Origin of the sequence: Acinetobacter pittii (assembly GCF_034064985.1) — a bacterium.
Classification (GTDB): Bacteria; Pseudomonadota; Gammaproteobacteria; order Pseudomonadales; family Moraxellaceae; genus Acinetobacter; species Acinetobacter pittii_H.
The window spans coordinates 2467178-2486933 of the sequence record NZ_CP139249.1 but is presented as its reverse complement, the minus strand read 5'-3'; the positions used below and the strand labels follow the sequence as shown (position 1 = coordinate 2486933).

The window sequence follows — 19756 nt, the reverse complement described above, 5'->3', positions numbered from 1 at the left end:
ACAAAACTGACCTAATGTAAGAAAAAAGCACACCTTTTCGTGTATCTTTTTATGTCAAAATTGAGTCAACAGTGTGTGAGAGCTTAACTTAAACTCTCACGGTTGCCATCTTAACAAATTGAGGCTGTTTGACAAAAAGGATTCCTAAAATGAATGAAGAAATAAGCAACAAAAAGAAGGCAACCTTCCAGCCCATCTAATAGCTAATTCATTAAAAGTAATAATCGATTATTTTTATCTATAATTCGCTTATCTACAGTTTCAAAATTATTTTATGCATATTACATACCACATTTTTAGCTAAAAAGAAGCTCATCGAAAAATAAGCTTTTTATTTCTATTGGTTTATAGGAAATTTTGAGAAAACATTTAATTAAATAATTTTTATTTTTACCAAAAAGTAAAATTAACTTGTTAAAAAATATTTCATTTTATCTCTATTCATCCATAAATTTTGCGGATTAGTTATCAAAACCATAATTTTTTTATGTGTTTTTTTGGAAAGCTTACTTAAAGCTTTAATTACTTACATTCTACTCTTATATACTTACTTTTCGATACATTTCTTGGGCCATAATCATACTTATAGAACAACGAATATTCATAATTTAGCACCTTATAACAATAGTACGGAGATAAGTAATGCCAAAGTATTTAGCTGTAGCAGAGAAAGTATATAAGAAGATTAAAAATGATGGCTTATACACTAATGACATTGCTGAGAACCTTAATTGTCTTATCAGCCAAATTAGAAAAGCCATTAAAGGAACAGAGTTTAAGCTCAAATATAACTATATTGATTTTGATGAACTTTTAACCAAGCCATTAAGTGAGTGTAAAGTTCAACTTGATCTAAGCGTTATGCCAAGATTTGAAAATGAAGGTGAATATCTTCTTTGGTTGGCTGGTTTTATAGAACGAATCACAGAAGGAGGCAAAACTAAATTACCTCCTATTTCACAGTTTGTACCGCCGGGTTTCAAGTTCTCTCATGATTCAATACCTGTCGCGAAGGCTGTTCAAAAGGAAGAACATGCGGACATGATTATTAGTTATTTCAAATCTGAGGACTTTATTAAATCAAATAAAGTGCCTTCATAAATTATAGAAGTGTCAGTTCATGATGCTTCTATATTCTGCTGATTTGATTCAGCTACCGCCACTTGGGGCGGTTTTTTCAATAATGAAAATTAAATATAAATAATGAAAGGTTAATAAATGGCAGATAAAGCAATTATAGACATTGCAAAAATTTTGGTGGCTCATCACTTTATTTTGAACAAAGAAAAATCATTTGATATAGAAAAAATTTTATTACCACTTATTGAAGGTTGGAGTGAATTTGGTGATAACGGACCAACTATAACAGTGGTCAGTGATCTAAAAGGCATTTCTTTTAAATCGGAGTCATTGAGTAGTACTGTCGAGAACTTTGTTACTTGGAGTGAAGTACCAAATGGATCTGATCTTAAAGCTGTGCTGGAATTTATAGAAAGTATTCTTCGGGAATATTTCTATAAAGATGAGGTTTAAAAGGTTCTCTGAGTTATATGTAGTTTTCTGTGAGAAGGAGTTATTTTTTTAAAAAAATATGAAACATGTATTGAATTTATATGTTTAAACTTTTAATATATATTTTATATATTACTGCGCTGAAAGTTTTTATTTTTGTGGCCCGTTTCTCTTATTGAGGAGCGGGTTTTTTAATACCTATAATTTAAAAAATTTTCATTAAATATAAGTGTAGAATGAATTTTTAATTTTTGAGAAATCTATATAACTCTTACAGCGCATCTTTATTATGGAGCAATTCCACATGTATAGACCTAAAATTGGTGAAATCATAAGTGATAACAAGTGTGTGAGAAGGGTAACAGATCATAAATGTGTCAATTTTATAGGGCCGGATAAAAATGGAACTCAGGTTAAATTTGAACACTATAAAAGATGAGGTTGAAATTAATTTAGAAAATTGCATGGCCATTGAGATAAATGAATTACATCAAAACCATGCGATTTATAAATAAAGAGTTTTAAAGCTCTCGAAGCTTATTTAACGCGATACCATGTTTGATTTCGGCCAATTGCAGAGATACCAATGTATCCACGAGCGGTAAGTTTTTCGCCACTTGGTGATACTGTCACGCTAAAGCGATATGTCTTATCTGACTGGGGGTCGAGAATAGATCCCTTGTCATATTTATTTTGGCCGACATATTTTAGATTTTTGACGATGGTTAAACCGATTAAAGATTTATTTTTATAAGTGCCTTCACACATCGTACATTTGTTGGCTTCACTTGGAACAAGTATTTTTTCGATATTGGCAGAGAGGTTGCCGTTTTTATCTTCGCTAAATTTTACCAGTGCTCTTGGTTGATTGGTTGCATCATCAATTGTTTTCCAAACACTGCCATGTATTTTGTCCGAAGCAAATGAATGAATTGAATAAAAGCTGAGTAAAAGTAAGTATAAATATTTTTTCATATCAATATATTCTCAAATTAAAATTTGATGGTTTTAAAGGTCTGAATTATTCATTTTAAATTTAACTTCACAGTCTTCTTAATATTGAATCTATAAGCTAAACAATATGTAAAGTTATAATCTATTTATTGAAATATTATTTTGTTCAATTTATTTATGCAATTGCGATAATTGACAGAATGATTAAACAGAATCTCAAGAGCAGATTATCAATGAATTAATGTAACGGATAAAAAATCATTATTTCAGAGATAGGGAGTTTTTTAAAAAGCTACACCAAATTATGGTGTAGCCAGCTGCTTTGATAGAACTAAGCACCACGCATTAGTGCTGCTACTGCTTTTTCCAGAAATTGTAGAGTCACTGGTTTGAGCCAAGTTCCGTCAGCAAGGCTTGGTTCATTGTGCATTGCGGTACGGATTTTTTCTTGAGTACTTGAATTTTTGCCAGCATAGCCTTGTAGCATAGAAAGCCATTGCTGTGCCAAACGCTTTGCTCCTTCACTATCTGGTGGGACCTCAGCATCAATCAATTTTTCAATATCGACTAATAATTGAGGCCATTTTTTCATCTCACGAATGTAATTTTCTTTTAGAAAAGCAAACTCATCGTCAGATAAATAACGCGCAAAAATACTCAGCTTACTCTCAGAAAAAGCTTTAAGTAAAAACTCAACAACTTCTGGCGTTACTCCCAATTTTTCCTGAAATTCAGGCTCGGCTGAATTTATGGTATTTAATTTAACCAGCCATTCAGGATTAGCTCGCGTATTGTGCTCAAGAGTTTTCATCCACTTTCGAGCTAGGTCTTGAGCTGCTTCGCTGTTGGATGGTGCACCAGCATTAAATAGTGTATTTGCTGCCTGAGTTAACTCTTGCCATTCTTGGTGGCTCTTAGTGCCTGCTTGTAAGAAAGTCAGTTTTTCAAGCTCTTCTTTTGTAAAGTATTTCTCATACATTGCTATAAGCTCCAGTGTTTTTAGCCAATCCTCCAAACCAAGCTCTTCACCATTTATGATCTGAGATTTAAGTTTGCTGAGCTGATTTCGCAATTTCTGTTGCTCGGTCAGTCTCTGATCAATAGCTTGAATCTGCTGATCAATAATCGGTAAAAGCGCAAGATTGGGGTCTTCAAGAACCGTATGGATTTCGGCTAACGACATTCCCAGTCCTCGTAATGCTTGAATCTGATGCAAACGAGTAATGTCTTTACGGGTGTATAGTCGATAACCAGCATCGGAACGGACCGAAGGCTGAAGTAAACCGATATCGTCATAGTGATGAAGAGCACGGACAGTAAGTCCTGTTTGCTTAGCCAATTCACCAACTTTTAACAGCATCTTTTTAGCTCCTTCTTCCTTAGGCGTGTTTTATGCTAGGGGCTTACGTTACGTGAGGGTCAACTACTTTAAATCATATTTTTTGATTCTTTTTTCTTTATTCACTCTTCAAATTTATTTTATTCATTGTTGGGGTGTCTTAAGCAAGATTAGATAAGCCAGTTTTTTTGGATAAAAATGACTTCAAGTCATTTCAGTCATGGAGGGGCAATATATTTAGCAAATCAATAGCAACCGATATTCCCCATCTTTTTCAACAGGCGCTCGATGAACACAAGGTAAAACCTTTTGAGTTGGATGATCTACTGCTAATCGCCAAATATGTCCCGTGCCTAAATTTACAGGTTGAGCGTCGGGTTTAGGCTGATAATGCAAATCAAAAAAATACTCTGCCAAGAAGGCTTCAAACTCAGCATCTAGGCCATCATGTAATTCTTTGAGCTTTTCTCTAATTTCTGGAATTAAAATTTTTTGTTCAACTTGGTGATTTGGCACAATATCGCTTGCAGCGCCGTGATAGGTACATAAAAAGGTGTCGGTTTCAATGGGGGAGCGATCAACATGAAATGAATATACATCTGTTGAAATGAAATCTAGCTCTTCATCGCGCTCATAGTTTTTAAGTAAATTAAGGACAGGTGAGGCACCAAATTCAGTTAACTGCTCGATATCTTCTAAAATAATTTTTCTGGCCAAATTACCTTTTTCTGAAAGTTGTAGCGCTAACAAGTCTTCAACGGAAACTTCTGTAATATTTTCTTTTAACTCAAGTTTATTCACAATTTCTTTAAAGTCGCCCACCAAATTTCTGTGCCAGCAAATCGCATTTGTCTCTCCTTGAAAATGTGTATTTACAAGTTCAGGGAAGCTAGAAACTTTTCTAATTTGATTACTGTCAGAAAACGCGTTTTGCATATGAGAATTAAATAAACCAGAAGCCGAGTCGCATAATATACACTGAGCTTTGTTGAAAATATTCCACTTTAGAGCGGTAAGGGGGAATTATTGGGCCTAGGGGAAAAGAGTTGCGGTAAATTTCTTTTAGTATTCAAGCCTTGTGCCAGCTAGCTAGAAGCATGTATCGTTAGGGAATAATACTTTAAAATAATAAGGTGATTGAAAGCAAAATTATTCAATAAAATAACCGGGCTGCACCACCAAAATTAAAACAACAATGGTCTCAAGAGAAGTCCTATAAAAGTAAATAAAACATTAGGTTTTATTGGTGAAAATTGACAGGGCATATCACTGATCAAGATTGGGGTTTATGAAGTATATTTTTACGGTTGATTTATTTATGATAGCTTCGTCTTACTTTAAAAAACGCAGAAAAAATTACCGTACCGTAAAGGATCAGCAGCTTACAATCGCAGCAAAAGCCAATATTTTTATTTGTATTATTTTTTGTTTGTTTTGGACCATATATTTCGCATTTGCACAAATGTGGTTAATTGTTTATATGGATATCTTTTTTACGCTGATCTCCATTTTTAGCCTTTTTCTTATTTATATAAATCGTATTTCAGCGGGTATTCTTTTATCTCAAGTCGTTCTGCTTGTTTTTCCAGTGATTTTTTGCTTATTTTTTGATGTGGCAACCACTGACCGTCCGCAGGTGGCCCAATTATTTTTACCTGCCGGAGCGATATTGGGGTATTTAAATTACCGTAGAAATCCAAGCTATTTACAAATCGTTTTAATTCTATTGTCGGTCGGATGTTTTATATTTTTTAGCGGCAGCTCTTTTAATCTTGAGAGCGCTATACCGTTATCTGAAGATATTCGTGACCACGGTGGGTGGATTGCGACTTGTGTGGCGACACTGATGATTTGTATTTCAATTTACACTATGCAATTAGAGATACAAACCGAAAATACCATGGTGCAAGACTTACGTTTAGCGCTTGCAAAGGAACAATTTGAGCTTTTCTATCAACCACAAATAGATTCATCTGAAACGCTAATTGGTGCGGAAGCTCTGCTCAGGTGGCGCCATCCTGTTTTGGGTCATGTTCCAACACAAGATTTTATTCCAGCAGCTGAAAATTATGGATTAATGCCAGAGATTGGGGAATGGGTATTAACTCAAGGCTGTAAAGTTTTACAAGATTGGAGTAAAAAAGCCGAGACTAAAGATCTAACGCTTTCAATTAATATTAGTGCTGATCATTTTATGCAGCCCACCTTTGAGCAAACTTTGATTGATTTGGTTTTACAATACGGCATAAATCCATCTCGGCTCATTTTAGAAATTACTGAGAATATTGCTTTAAATAATTGTGTAAGCCTCATCGAAAAAATGCATTTCCTATCAAAAAATGGAATTCAACTTTCACTTGATGATTTTGGTACAGGTTATTCATCTTTAAGCTATTTACAGAAGATGCCGATTAAACAAATTAAGATTGATCGTAGCTTTGTACAGGCAGCTTTGGAGGATAAGCGTAGTAATAAGTTAGTCACAGGCATTATTAAAATTGGATTAGATCTGAACCTCCGAGTGTTGGTAGAAGGCATCGAAACGCCTGAACAATTTAATGCTTTTAAAGACAGTGGATGCACTGAGTTTCAAGGTTATTTATGGGGATGCCCGAAATCTTTAAATGATTTTATGAAACAGTTGCCACATTTTAAAAAATAGGCAAAAGCTCTATTTTTCAGCATGTAGATATAGAAATTAAAAAGAGGCTCTATATTATTTAGAAAAATTTAAATTAATTTTAAATATGTAATATCAGCTAAACATTGATAGTGAAAGATACGGTTATTTATTAAACGGGTCACATCATGTCTAGCTTTAAAATAAATACACTTTTACTTTCTCTTATTTCTTGTTCGGTCTTTTTTACGGGTTGTAATGACAGCAATAGCTCAGATGATAATTCGACAGCAAATCAAGAAATACCAGCAGCGCCAAAGGGTGTAGGCTTTGAAGATACTGCTCCAGTGCCATCAAATATCACGACCATTGTAGATTCGTGGACGACCAATCAACGTGGCGATGCACGATATGCCACGGTTGAAACAAATGCTGGGGTACGTGTGCTGAGCGGTTTTTTAGATGTATGGACGCCATCTAGTTTATTTGTAGATGCAGGCCAATCTGCCGAAGCAAGAGATGGCTTTCCGGCGGTAGTCGAATCGAACTGGACGGGTTTACCGGGCGACAGTACCGACGGTACAAAAAAGAATGCAGATGTATTGAACTACAATATTAATTATTCAATTCAGACCACGCATAAGCGTACAGAAGAAGAAGCTATACGTGCCTATTTAGATGATAGACGTGGAAAAAGCTATAGCGTAACGACAGGAATGGGCGCATTAACCGATCCGTGGCGAAAACTCACTAGGCAAACCACCACAATCAACTCAGTGCCAGCCGATGCTACACAAGTAAAATATGATGACAAAGGCAATAATAGTGGACTAACCACCGCCGATGGAAATGCCAATTTCGGAAAAGTCGTTGAATTTGTGCAAGCGATGGGGAATAACTCATCAACAGAGTCAGCAAAACGTTTTTATAAATATGCTCGTCCATGGCGTTGGAGTCCGGAAGTCATTGTAGTGCCGAGTTTAGAGCCTGCAAAAAGTAGTACCCCTGCAACTGACGGCGGTTTCCCGAGTGGGCACACTGCCGAAGCTGGCCGAAATGCAATTGCGATGGCCTATTTAGTGCCGCAGCGTTATCAGGAATTGATTGCGCGTGGTTTAGATTTGGGTGATTCACGTATTATCGCGGGCATGCACTCAGCGATGGACGTGATTGGCGGACGACTTCAGTCGATTGCCGCAGATGTTGCCAACTTAAATGCGATGACGGTAGAGCAAAGAAAAGAAGCTTATTTACAAGCTCAAACACAGCTCATGAAAGAGACCAATAGTTCAACGTTTGAATCATTTTATAGTTTGGCGAAAACACCTTATGACGTGAATGACCGTTTTGCCGATCTTGAAAAATTAAAACAGCAAGTAGACCACTGGATGACCTATGGTTTTAACCAAATTGGCGATAAAACAAAAATAGCTACGGTGCCTAAAGGAGCAGAAGTTTTATTGGAAACTCGACTTCCATATTTAACTGCCGATCAGCGCCGTGTGGTTTTAAAATCAACCGCGCTTGCTTCGGGTTATCCAGTCATGGATGACGTTGAGGGCTATGGGCGCTTAAACCTGTTCAGAGCGGGTGCAGGTTATGGCAGTTTTGATGGTGATGTAAATCTGACAATGGATGCGAGTTTAGGTGGTTTTAACCAATATGACCAATGGAGTAATGATATTACGGGTGCGGGTAAACTCACCAAATCAGGCACAGGAACTTTAGCACTGACAGGAAATAACTCGTTTACTGGTGGTATTGATTTAAAGCAGGGTGGTTTAGAAATATTGTCTAAGCATGGCGCTGGTCAAGGCGATATTTATATGCATGAAAATAGCCTATTAAAAACCAACTCAGCTAAAACAGTTACCATTGCGGGTAATTTAACTCAGCTTGCAGGAACGACATTTAATATCACGTTTAAATCGAATGTACTTCCAGCAGTTCAGGTCGCAAATACCCTTACTTTAAATGGAACATTGCAGCTCGTCACAAAAGACAATTTAGCGGCGGGAACCTATACGGTGTTATCTGCTAAAAAAGTTCAAGGCACCTATAAAAAAGTGACACTGAATGGCAAAGATATTACGCCAATCTATCAAAATAACAGTGTTAAGTTTACGGTGTCATAAGTTGAGTTTTGAAATTTATTCTTTGCATATTGACCTATAGGGTTAGTCTGCTAAGTCTCTTTGGTTCTGCCACTATAACTTAATGTAGTGGCAGAACTCTAAATCTAAGGGATCTGTCTTTGTCACAATGAATCCAACTTAGGATGTTTCAACACTTGGTGTAAGCAATTTATAAATATTATTATTTCTACTCTTTATATAAATTTGACTTAATCATGAGCGGTAAACCAAGACTACTTAATAAACTAGTTCGAGAATTTGGCACATTCTTACTTTCTAAATCTATAAGCTCAATAAATTCTTTATTAAATTGTTTTCTAGGGTATTTTTCTAAAATTACATTTCTGAAAGTGACGGGGATTATATATAGACCGTCACTAATCACATCACAGGATGCACCTTGCTGTAAAAGAGTAATTTCTGCTGAGTCAGAATGATCTATATAGCCGTTCATATGTAAGCAGATAGAGTCTTTAATTACTTCACTTTTCTTCTCATCAAAGCTATGTTCTTTAGCCTTTAGCTCAAATTGTTTAGCACTTTCATAGGTAAAACAATTACAACCTTTACTATAAATATGTTGTTCAGTTAAGCCAATATCATGAAAAAGTGAGGCTATTAAAAGTGACTCATCATCAAATTGCTGTTTTTGTATATTGCCTAAAGCAGCTCCCCAGAAATAGGTTCGCCATGAATGATTGTAGATAGATATACTTGCTTTAGCTTCTAGTTCCTCAAGTGCAACTTTAACCATTTGAGTATCTGGTATCACGATCTGATCGATATCAAAATCATGAGAAGTTTTGAATCGAAAGTAATTTGTTTTTATAGAGGCTATAACACTTGGCAGCATAATTTTTTGAATTAACTTAATTTTCTCTTTGAAGTTGAGCTGACCATTTGTAGCTTGAATCCAGTGATACGAACCAATTCTTTTAGTTTTCATATATTAGATCTCATTTTAGAGTAATTACTCTAAAATATTGCCATAGATGTTTTTTTGCAAGTTGTATCTTTTAAGACATCGATAGAGCTTTGATTAATAAGCGTTTTATAAACCCCAATTTAACAATAAATTTTAATTATTTATCCTTACTTTTTAATGATCTATTTTAAAGCAAATGTCATTTTGTGTGCTTGACTGAAAGAGGTCTGAATATTATTCTTCGCCTGCTGGCCACATTGCCAGTCGGTCGTCGCGGACCGCTTTTTTCGACCACATCAGGATTATTTCTTCTGAGGAATAGTCTTGTGTGCATCTCGTTCCCTCCCGTAGCGGTAGGACGGGAGAGGGACACCCTCGGGTGTGCTGGAGTCGAAACCAGTCCGCGAACCCTCTTCCGTTCTGCCACCATAATTTATAATGTTTTGGCAGAACCCCCAATAAAAAGGAGTTGGTTTTGCACATCCATTATTTCTTGGCAATCTTTGTCAAAAGCTATAACGACACAGCTTAAATATTTAGAGCAGTTTGATCGCCGTAAGGTTTTCGGGCTTTAAATTATTTCGTCTTAAAACTTAATCAACAATAAAACTTGAGATGTGCCAAGCACAGTCTTACGGGCTTTGCTGTGCCTTTTTTCTCCCAAAAAAGTATCTCATTTATATACAACAATAATTTTTTATAACGGTAAAACTATGCCACATTTAGATCTTCCATTTCGTGCTTTAAGCGTACTGCACACTTCCCGCTATCTTTTTAATAAATATGGCTTTCACAATGTCGGAGTCGACCGAATTATTGATTCGGCAAAAATTCCCAAAGCGACTTTTTATAACTACTTTCACTCAAAAAAGCGTCTTATTGAAATGAGCCTAACTTTTCAAAAAGATGGCCTTAAACATGAAGTCATTTCGATTATCTACGTCCAAAAAGAATTAACTATATTTGAAAAACTTCGCAAAATTTACTTTTTACATGCTGACTTAGATGGTCTTTATCATTTGCCATTCAAAGCTATTTTTGAAATTTCGAAAACTTATCCCAAAGCATATCAGCTCGTAATTGATTATCGGAATTGGTTCATTAATGAAATCTATAATTTGCTTTTAACGACTAATGAAAACGCTTCAAAACAAGATGCACACATGTTCTTGTTTGTGATTGACGGGGCAATGGTTCAGCTTTTAGATCCAAACAAACCAGATGAAAGAGAGCGGTTGCTTGAGTATTTTTTATTGGGGTTTGGGTGAGAGAGAAATTAGTATAAACAGTATTCTTTGGAGAGTTGATCATCTAGTTTTAGAAATGAATTGTTTTAAGTAATTCATTTCTAATAATAAGCTCATATTCTTAATCTGAGGAAGCTAATTAAAAAAAACTGGACTTAACAGGTTTTTAAAATTCTATACTTTTTGAAAATAACTTTTAGCCGCAGATCTTTTCGCAAGGAATACCGTCATTGTCTCGATCTAAGCTATGCATTCCACATTGCAGTGCTTGACGTGCTTGAGAACAACTTTTCATTTGACCACAAGTACGAGGATATGACCCACATTTAAGTGGGATCGAATCAGTATTAGTTCTTTTTGAACTCGGAGCTGGAGTAGATCTAGGTGATTTTTGTTTAGGATAAAGAACTGGTTTAGTTCTCGACTCAGCTTCTGACCTGTTAGATATACTATAAGGATAATCTGACTGATCTACATTCATCTGAGCATTATATATTGCTCTAGCCTCTTCAGGTGTTAAGCCTTTAGGGTGCATTGGTACAGAATTAATAGGGGATACAGTTACACATCCAATTAATAAAAGTGGTAATAGTATTAAGTTAAAAAGTATTTTCATTTTCTTTTTTTAAAGTAGCTAACTTATATTGATCTTGTCATAACACAAATAGAGTAACAATATAGGTATGATAAAAAAGGAAATTTATTTATTTTGATTTTCTATAAAACATAAAGTAAAGTTCGCTCGCAAGTTATTAAGTAAAATGAATAACTTTTTATGAATACTATAAAAGCTTTTAATGATTTTTATAAAGCTAAACACATGGTTCCAAATTGTAAAATATAGATATGGCTTCTAAAAATTTTCTTTCTACGCTTGCACGGAAAAGTAAGGAGAACAAAGGAAATATAGCTATATGTTCTATTCTTTTTATTATTCCTTTATTTGTATTTCCTGCTTATCCAAAAAACGAATGGCAGTACGAGCTATATCAATACATCACACAAACTATGCATGTGACTGTTGGTACGAAAGGGCCATTACCGTTTTTTACGATTCTTTATAGCATTTACATAACGATAGTCATGTTCTTTGTTGGTTGTGTTATCTCCTATTTTTTTATTAAAAAATATGGAATTAATAAAGCTTATCAAGAAGAAATTTATAAATTCTTTTTTAAAGCCGAGTTTGAATCTTCAAAAAAATATCCTTTGCTAGAAAGGCCTCTAATTAAAAAGACTTTGGTCTCAAGTACATTTGCTGGTTGTTTTGTTATGGGAATTATTCATTTCATTGAGGATGATATTACTCAGCAAAGGCCTAGACGTAGAGGTGGACTCATATCATTTTGTTATAACTATAGAGTGGGGGTTATGTTTTGGGAAATCATAAGTACTGCCTTTAGCATTTTTCCTATTTTTTATTTTGGCCTGTTATTCTTATATATTATTAATTATTTTTTTCGCGGGTTAGGTACAGGTAAGGTGGCTATTCCTTTAGAAGTGCCAAGCGAAAAACAAAAGAGAACTAGGAGGGTCTGATATTTTTCTTTTGAATTGATAAAACACAATTCACTTAACCTATCAATAAATGTGACAGAATCTAACTTTTTAAAACCTGTAAATGCCACTATCCTAATTAGACTTGAGCACAATCTTTTGAAGTGTTCCTTTTTAGTTTAGTTAGTTTTTTAGGTATTTAAAAAATGAATAAAATGCATGTAACTTTAGCGGTAATTGTTGGTTTAATTGTTGGTGGCGTAATAGGCGCTCTAGGTTACTCTAAAACTGCTGCACGTTATGACGCAATGACCACAGCCTGTGTCATGGTAAATCAAGCAGTTGAACATGAAATCTTGAAACCAGAGCAAGTCAAACAGCTCGGTGAGCTTACAGGCCAAAGCCTTAAAAAAGATTATGAGTCAGTTGCCGCTAAATTTAAATTCTCTGAAAAGCAATTAGGTAATGCATCTGAAGGTTCTCATTGTAGTCAGTTTATTGTTGGGGTAAATGCAGCACAATAACCATTAAAAAGCCCACAGTGTGTGGGCTTTTTTTTATAATATTTAGTTAGGGTAGCTATAATATTAACTGACCATATTATCTACAGACTGCTATAATAATGATCATCACAAAATTTAAACTAAGCTTGCCCCAAAGGCAGGCTTTTTGTATGTGCAAACAGATCTGCTAGGAAATATGAAACGTTATCTTAAACAAACTCCAACGACCACTTCTCATTGGACAACAGAGCAAGACTGCTTCTTGATAGAAAATAACTCTCTCTCAATTTACGAACTTACAGTCCATCTCCCTTTTTCCGAAGAGGAAATAAGAGTGCGTAGAGCGGTGCTTGGTTTAGTTCGACGCGATAAGCAGATGAAAACATATTAATTTTACCAAATGGTAAAAATCAATATGAAAGAAAATATTTCAAAGTATCTCTATTCAAGCTTTTATTTTGTGGATGAGTTATCAAAACCATATTTTTTTTCGGTGTTTTTTTGGTGCAATTTACATAAAGATCCAATTACTTACAATCAAATCTAATAAGATTACCTTTACTTACACATCTTTAAGCATAATCAAACTCATAAAACATTCATAGATCAGCACTTTATAACAATAGGACGGAGAGAGGTTAATGCCAAAGTATCTAGCTGTAGCCGAAAAGGTTTATAAAAATATTAAAAAAGATAGCTTATTCACTGATGACATTACTCAGAACCTTAACTGTTTAATTAGTCAGATTCGAAAAGCCATAAAGGGAACTGAGTTTAAGCTCAAGTTCAACTATATAGACTTTGAAGAAAACTTAACCAAACCGTTAAGTGAGTGCAAAGTTAAAATTGATCTGAGTGTTATGCCAAAGTTCGCAAATGAAGGTGAATATCTTCTTTGGTTAGCTGGTTTTATTGAGCGAATCACAGAAGGTGGAAAACCTAAATTACCGCCAATTTCACACTTTTTACCACCAGGTTTTAAGATGTCGAAAGATGCGTCATTTGCTATGACTGTTACTCCTCCAAAAGAAGAGCATGCAGACATGATTATCAATTATTTTAAATCTGAGGATTTTATTAAAACCAATAAAACTCCTTCATAAAAGAATATAGAAGCAAATGTCCACCTTGCTTCTATATACCTGCTGGTTTTAACTCAGCGACCGCCTTCTGGGGCGGTTTTTTTTGCCTAAGAAGAGTTATCACACAATTTATTATTTTAGTTAAAGCCATAATTAAGTAATTTTTAAATGTATATAAATATTCAAAAATTTACTTATTTTGTATAAATAACAAAGGTTTGCTTATATCTTTTGGTAAAGAAAAATATACATTTTTCACATAAGCAACGTTCCATGTAACGCAATGAAACATTTAGCTGTTCATAATCTTTAAAAAAAGAGAGCATGAACGAAATGAATGAAAACGCAGAGCTTATAAAATATATAGACGTTGCGGAGAATGTCTATGAACGTGTTTATGAGAATAATCAAGTTTCAAATAATTTGATTGTTAATCTCAACCGTATTATGGCGGAAATAAAAAAACAGGCCGAAGAAAAAGATCTGAAGTTAAAATATAATTCGATCGACTTTGAATATTGTCTGAGTTTGCCTGTAGCCGATAGAGATATAAAAATTGACCTCAGTTTAATTCCTCATTTTGAATACCGTGATGAATGCATTTTATGGCTAACCAACTTTATTGGGAAAATTAGTGTGCCTAAAAAGATGACCAGACAAAAGCTAAGTTTTCATTAAAGTTTTTAGATTTAAAGCGATATAAGTCATTACTAAAAAACTAACCGCATCTGTGCTTAAACAGTTATGCTTTATTACAGATCGATATTTCATAATTAGAAAATGACAGAGCGGTTTAAAATGAAAACGTTTGTATTAACCTTTGCTGTTTTAGCTTCGCTATCTACCTATGGTCTAGCCAATGACTCTACGGGTTACGTGGATACAGGTGGGATTCAATATCTCAAAAATTCGCAAATTGCTATGCAAAGCGAAGATCTATTTATTAGTAAAAAGATTATTAAGGTCGACTATCTTTATAAAAACTTAAGCAATAAAGACGTAACGGAAACGATCTTATTTCCGTTACCACGCATTGATAATTTTTTTGAGTCTGATTTTGCTCACACCGAACAGCTTTTAAAAAGTTTTAAAATTGTGGTGGATGGTAAAAATATAAAACCTGAGATGCATGTCAGAACCTTTATTCAAAAAGATGAAAAATCGCCACTGATTGATGCAACGGATGAGTTTAAGCAATGCGGTTTTAGTGAACAAGAGATGCTAAACCCATGGACTCGCACTAACTATGATTATGAATATTATGTAGACAAGCTAAAACAATGTAATAAGCCGCAAATACAGAAAATTTTAGCTAATTTTAAAAAAGATGACGTGATCCCGTGGTCATCTCAAGTGGTTTATAGTTGGAAGCAGACTTTCAAAGCCAATGGTTTGACTAAGATTCATCATGAATATAAACCGTTGGTGGGTGGTTCAGTTGCTCTCTATCCAGATGAATATAACCAGCAATTTTGTATGGATAAACAATTTAAGCTAGGCTTAAAAAAAGCCAGCGCAGAAAATTCGCCGTTTAGTGCTCTGGGCTATATTTTGAAGACGGGTGCAAATTGGGCAAAGCCGATTGAAAACTTTAAGCTCACCATTGAGCGAGATAAAGATGAACTAGTGTCATTTTGTTGGGATGGTCAAGTTAAAAAGATTAGCCCAACTCAATTTCAAATGACCAAGACTAAGTTTGTACCTAAAAAAGATCTAGATATTATTTTTGTGAGAGTGAAATAGGCCAAACTCAAATAAAAATGCAGAAATGGGTAGCGTAATCACACTAACAACTCCCATACTGTAAAAGTAAAGGAGTTTTTTAAGACAGGATGACACGTGAATTTAAAGAATCTTGAAGCATTTTATTGGGTGGTGACTTTAAATAGCTTCAATAAAGCGGCGACTAAATTGCAAACCACACAGCCTGCGGTATCTCAAAAAATCACAGCTCTTGAAAATGAATTAGGTTTTAAAGTTTTAGATCGAAACTATCGGCAGTTTAAACCGACTCATAAAGGCTTAACTTTATTTAAGTATGCCGAAAAATTTATGCGACTAGAGACCGATCTGGTCGCAGAACTGACAGAAAACCAGCACCTAACGGGTACTATTCGTTTGGGAGTTTCCGAAACTATTGTTTATACATGGTTAGTTGAATATATCGAAAAGGTTCAACAAGAGTTCCCAAAAATTTCAGTCGAAATCGTGGTGGACCTTACGCCTAACTTACAAGAAGGTGTTCGGACAGGCGACTTAGACATGGCTTTTTTGCTTGGGCCAACTTTAGCTTTTGAATGTATTGAACAAGCCTTGTGTGACTTTGAACTAAGTTTCTTGGCTTCACCGTCATTTAAAGGCGGAGTTGCTCAAATGTCTTTTAAAACTCTCATGTCACATACCATTTTAACTTATCCAAAAATTACCTATCCCTATAAAGAATTAAAAGCACGAATGAAAGAGCAAGGGATTGATGAACCACTTTCAATTACTAGTTACTCATTGGCAACTCTGTTGCGTTTAGCCGAGCAGGGCTTGGGTATTGCTGTGGTGCCGACCTTAACAGCGCTAAAAGAAATTACTGATGGACGACTAGAAATATTAAATACGCCTATTCAGTTAAAGACGTTTCATTTCACCTCGATCTACATTCAAGGAAACGATGTTGCCTTAAAAGAGAAATTAACCGAAGTTGCGGTTAAGGTTTCTGAATGCGCTATGAAAAGACTCAATGAGCAAATTAAAAAATAAGCTGTTTTGTATGTAAAACAATAAAGGCAGCTTATTAACTTCAATAAGTAGAGCTTATCTTGATTTTCTAACACCTAATAAATCATTTAAAATCAATAGTTTAAATTTTTACCCTAATGTAAAAAGTCTTATTGTTCGTAGGGATTAGCTATGTTTTTATTTTAGACACAAGATTTGATCACCGATTGTATTAATTGGGGAACAGGGAATCTTTGTCATTTTAAAGGATTAAAGAATATCGTTTGGGACAAAAAATGGTGTTCTTGGTTCAACTTGAAAATAGCGTTGTTAAGCTCAAATGGATGAGGAACGCATTAATATGTCTTTACTGAAATCTTCTTTTTTATCAGATCGCCAATGGGCCATTGTGGCCTCGATCTTTATGATGGCGACCTCTGCAATGGGGCCCGGATTTTTAACCCAAACTGCTGTATTTACAGTCAAGTTAGGCGCGGCATTTGGCTTTGCCATTTTAGTTTCCATTTTGATTGATTATGTGGTTCAACAAAATATTTGGCGAGTGGTGACACTTACTCAAATGCGTGCATCAGACATTGCTAATAAAGCATTGCCGGGTAGTGGTTATTTACTGGCGTTTCTAGTGATTTTGGGCGGGTTTTTCTTTAGTGTGGGTAACATTGCAGGTGCAGCTTTAGGTTTAAATGCACTTTTTGGCCTAGACACAAAGTGGGGCGGTATTTTAAGTGGTGCGTTAGCCATTTTGATTTTTGCATCAAGAAAAGCAACGCTTGCCATGGATAAAAGCATGATCGTGTTGGGATTGCTTAAAATCCTCCTGATTATTATTGTTGCTGTCATTGTAATGCCTCCTGTTGGGCAAGCTGTACATCAAACCTTTGCTCCAGATCAGATCGACTTTGCCATTATTACCACCATTGTTGGCGGTACAGTAGGTGGCTATATCTGTTACGCGGGAGCACACCGTTTACTCGATAAAGGCGCGGTTGGCCCTGAAAATATTGATGAAGTTGCTAAAGCTGCGACCAAGGGCATTGTTGTGGTCGGCATCATGCGCTATGTGTTGTTCTTGGCTTTTTTAGGTGTGGTGGTGAGCGGTGCAACCATTGATTTAGCCAGCCATGACGCCAATCCGGCAGCTCAAGCATTCCAATATACAGCGGGTACATTTGGTTTTAAATTATTCGGCTTAATTTTCTGGGCAGCAGGGATTAGTAGCACCATTGGCGCAGCATATACTTCAGTGTCATTCTTTACTGCGTTTAAAAAGAACTTAACACCAAAACAAACCAACTATACGACCATTACCTTTATCGCATTGGCTTTATTGCTCTATGTGTTATTGGGTGCAACTCCGGCAGGCCTACTCATTTTCGTAGGTGGTTTTAACGGATTGGTGTTGCCAATTGGCCTTACAATTTTTGTATATGTTGCCGCGTGCCGTAAAGATTTGATGGGTAATTATAACTATCCAAAATGGTTGCTTATTTTGGGTGGATTAACATGTCTGTTAACGTGGTGGATGGGCTACATGTCGTTTACGACTGTGTTTAACTATTTGACCAAGCTTTAAGCCAGACGTTGTTAAGTAATAAAGGAATAATGCCATGTTTGTAGATTTAAATAGTGATTTGGGTGAAAGCTTTGGCTCATGGAAAATGGGTAATGATGACCAGATTTTACCTGTCGTGACCAGTGCCAATATTGCTTGTGGCTTTCATGCGGGCGACCCGCTCGGCATTTTAAAAACGGTTCGTAAAGCCGTTGAGCTTGGCGTGACTATTGGTGCTCACGTGTCTTATCCAGACCTTGTAGGCTTTGGCCGCCGTAATATGGATTTGTCACGTGACGAACTGATTGCCGATGTGCTTTACCAAATTTCTGCACTTGATGGTTTGGCTAAAGTAGCGGGCTCAAAAGTGCAATATGTTAAACCACATGGCGCGCTTTATAACACCATTGCACATGACCAAGCTCAGGCAGCAGCCGTGATTGATGCAATTAAAATGTATAACCCCGAATTGGTTTTAGTGGCTTTGGCAGGTTCTAACTTAGTCGAACAGGCACGAGCTGCGGGTTTAAATGTTGTGTCTGAAGCATTTGCAGACCGTGCTTATAACAGTGATGGTTCACTGGTGTCTCGTCGTCTCGAAGGTGCAGTTTTACATGACTCGGCATTTGTTGCTAGCCGTGTGGTGTCTATGCTTAAAAATGGTGGAGTCGAGTCAATTGATGGTGTATTTACTCCAATTCAAGCCGACACCATTTGCTTACATGGCGATACCGACGGTGCACTAGAAATGTCGGCTGCCATTAAAGCCGAGCTTGTAAAAAACAATATTGAAATTCGCCCGTTTGTAAATAAAACATAAGGATGAGCACCATGTATAAGGATATTAAAGTCGACCCAGCTCAGCTTGAAGCCGCATTAGATGCGCGTTTAAAAATCCGTGCAGGTTTTGATAAACCGACAGCAGGCATGGCTGCGGGCATGACGCAGGTCAACATGATCTCGGTGCCAAAAGAGTGGGCATATGACTTTTTGCTCTATGCACACCGTAATCCGCAAAGCTGCCCAGTGCTTGATGTGCTCGAAGAAGGCATCTATGCAACTAAGCTTGCAGCAGACTCAGACATCCGCACTGACTTCCCACGTTATCGCATTTGGAAAGATGGCGAAATGGTCGATGAAGTGACCGATGCAAGAGAGATTTATAACGCTCATCCTGATTTGGTGACTTTCTTAATTGGTTGCAGTTTTTCATTTGAAACAGCTTTGCAAGAAGCGGGTATTGAAGTTCGTCATATTCATGACGACACCAATGTGCCGATGTATTTGAGCAATATAAAGTGCGAACCAGCAGGCCGTATTTCAGGAAATATGGTGGTTTCAATGCGACCAATTCCATCGCATCAAATTAGTGAAGCGGTAAAAATTACAGCACGTATGCCGAGTGTACATGGCGCGCCTGTACATATTGGTCACCCTGAAAGCTTAGGCATTAAGGATGTAAATAAGCCAGACTTTGGCGATGCTTCTCGTATTGAAGCGGGTGAAATTCCAGTGTTTTGGGCGTGTGGAGTGACGCCGCAAGCGGCGGTCATGAACTCGAAAATTCCTTTTGCGATTAGTCATGCACCGGGTTACATGTTTATTACCGACATTCCTGACCGTGCTTGGATTGGCTAATTGGACTAAAGAAGAATTAAAA

20 protein-coding genes are annotated in these 19756 nt (G+C 36.2%); 15 read left to right on the top strand and 5 right to left on the bottom strand.

Annotated features, from left to right (window positions below):
• Positions 1-642 precede the first annotated feature (642 nt).
• Positions 643-1101 carry a hypothetical protein gene (locus tag SOI76_RS11815; RefSeq protein WP_032055920.1) on the top strand — a complete coding sequence of 153 codons (459 nt, stop codon included), beginning with the start codon at positions 643-645 and terminating at the stop codon, positions 1099-1101.
• Positions 1102-1218: 117 nt separating this feature from the next.
• Complete coding sequence (locus SOI76_RS11810) at positions 1219-1533, top strand: hypothetical protein (protein WP_032055919.1); 315 nt, start codon at positions 1219-1221, stop codon at positions 1531-1533.
• Positions 1534-2049: 516 nt separating this feature from the next.
• On the opposite strand, the gene SOI76_RS11805 is transcribed toward SOI76_RS11810, so the two are convergent.
• The 3 genes from SOI76_RS11805 to SOI76_RS11795 all read right to left on the bottom strand — a co-directional run bounded on the left by SOI76_RS11805 (position 2050) and on the right by SOI76_RS11795 (position 4741).
• Positions 2050-2487: a DUF2147 domain-containing protein gene (locus SOI76_RS11805; protein ID WP_104080236.1), complete on the bottom strand. Its 438-nt coding sequence runs from the start codon at positions 2485-2487 to the stop codon at positions 2050-2052.
• A gap of 310 nt (positions 2488-2797) precedes the next feature.
• Complete coding sequence (locus tag SOI76_RS11800) at positions 2798-3826, bottom strand: MerR family transcriptional regulator (RefSeq protein ID WP_104080237.1); 1029 nt, start codon at positions 3824-3826, stop codon at positions 2798-2800.
• A gap of 216 nt (positions 3827-4042) precedes the next feature.
• Positions 4043-4741 (bottom strand): DUF1826 domain-containing protein, encoded by a 699-nt coding sequence (locus SOI76_RS11795; RefSeq protein WP_104080238.1) that lies wholly within the window; start codon positions 4739-4741, stop codon positions 4043-4045.
• A gap of 352 nt (positions 4742-5093) precedes the next feature.
• On the opposite strand from SOI76_RS11795, the gene dos reads away from it, so the two are divergent.
• Both dos and SOI76_RS11785 read left to right on the top strand, forming a co-directional pair.
• Positions 5094-6467, top strand: coding sequence for an EAL domain-containing protein (dos, locus tag SOI76_RS11790; protein WP_104080239.1), 1374 nt, complete (start codon positions 5094-5096; stop codon positions 6465-6467).
• 146 nt (positions 6468-6613) lie between these two features.
• The gene (locus tag SOI76_RS11785; RefSeq protein WP_104080240.1) at positions 6614-8560 is read left to right on the top strand and encodes an acid phosphatase; all 1947 of its coding nucleotides are present in this window, start codon (positions 6614-6616) and stop codon (positions 8558-8560) included.
• Positions 8561-8747: 187 nt separating this feature from the next.
• Here the strand turns inward: SOI76_RS11785 and SOI76_RS11780 are convergent, their stop codons facing one another.
• A complete protein-coding gene (locus SOI76_RS11780; protein ID WP_104080241.1) occupies positions 8748-9506 on the bottom strand; it encodes an HD domain-containing protein in 759 nt (252 codons plus the stop codon).
• Positions 9507-10198: 692 nt separating this feature from the next.
• Between SOI76_RS11780 and SOI76_RS11775 the strand changes: the two genes are divergently transcribed.
• A complete protein-coding gene (locus SOI76_RS11775; protein WP_205668456.1) occupies positions 10199-10753 on the top strand; it encodes a TetR/AcrR family transcriptional regulator in 555 nt (184 codons plus the stop codon).
• Positions 10754-10928: 175 nt separating this feature from the next.
• Here SOI76_RS11775 and SOI76_RS11770 read toward each other — a convergent pair whose 3' ends face one another.
• Positions 10929-11027: an excalibur calcium-binding domain-containing protein gene (locus tag SOI76_RS11770; protein ID WP_199937158.1), complete on the bottom strand. Its 99-nt coding sequence runs from the start codon at positions 11025-11027 to the stop codon at positions 10929-10931.
• A gap of 551 nt (positions 11028-11578) precedes the next feature.
• On the opposite strand from SOI76_RS11770, the gene SOI76_RS11765 reads away from it, so the two are divergent.
• From SOI76_RS11765 to SOI76_RS11720, 10 genes are all read left to right on the top strand, one after another.
• Positions 11579-12271, top strand: a complete 693-nt coding sequence (locus SOI76_RS11765; RefSeq protein WP_104080242.1) for a hypothetical protein — start codon at positions 11579-11581, stop codon at positions 12269-12271.
• A 164-nt stretch (positions 12272-12435) separates the two neighbouring features.
• Positions 12436-12753, top strand: a complete 318-nt coding sequence (locus tag SOI76_RS11760) for a hypothetical protein (RefSeq protein WP_205668457.1) — start codon at positions 12436-12438, stop codon at positions 12751-12753.
• Between the two features lie 175 nt (positions 12754-12928).
• Positions 12929-13123, top strand: coding sequence for a hypothetical protein (locus SOI76_RS11755; protein ID WP_079284409.1), 195 nt, complete (start codon positions 12929-12931; stop codon positions 13121-13123).
• Positions 13124-13373: 250 nt separating this feature from the next.
• Positions 13374-13835, top strand: coding sequence for a hypothetical protein (locus tag SOI76_RS11750; RefSeq protein WP_057075310.1), 462 nt, complete (start codon positions 13374-13376; stop codon positions 13833-13835).
• Between the two features lie 312 nt (positions 13836-14147).
• On the top strand, positions 14148-14492 hold the full coding sequence (locus SOI76_RS11745) for a hypothetical protein (protein ID WP_032055899.1): 345 nt from the start codon (positions 14148-14150) through the stop codon (positions 14490-14492).
• 120 nt (positions 14493-14612) lie between these two features.
• Positions 14613-15557, top strand: coding sequence for a DUF4424 family protein (locus SOI76_RS11740; RefSeq protein ID WP_205668458.1), 945 nt, complete (start codon positions 14613-14615; stop codon positions 15555-15557).
• A 96-nt stretch (positions 15558-15653) separates the two neighbouring features.
• Entirely contained in the window at positions 15654-16565 is a 912-nt protein-coding gene (gene mumR, locus SOI76_RS11735) for a LysR family transcriptional regulator MumR (RefSeq protein ID WP_032038316.1), read from the top strand.
• A gap of 298 nt (positions 16566-16863) precedes the next feature.
• On the top strand, positions 16864-18117 hold the full coding sequence (gene ycsG / locus SOI76_RS11730) for an NRAMP family divalent metal transporter (protein ID WP_104080244.1): 1254 nt from the start codon (positions 16864-16866) through the stop codon (positions 18115-18117).
• A gap of 34 nt (positions 18118-18151) precedes the next feature.
• The gene (locus tag SOI76_RS11725) at positions 18152-18916 is read left to right on the top strand and encodes a LamB/YcsF family protein (RefSeq protein ID WP_104080245.1); all 765 of its coding nucleotides are present in this window, start codon (positions 18152-18154) and stop codon (positions 18914-18916) included.
• A 2-nt stretch (positions 18917-18918) separates the two neighbouring features.
• Positions 18919-19734, top strand: coding sequence for a putative hydro-lyase (locus tag SOI76_RS11720; RefSeq protein ID WP_104080246.1), 816 nt, complete (start codon positions 18919-18921; stop codon positions 19732-19734).
• Positions 19735-19756: the final 22 nt, after the last annotated feature.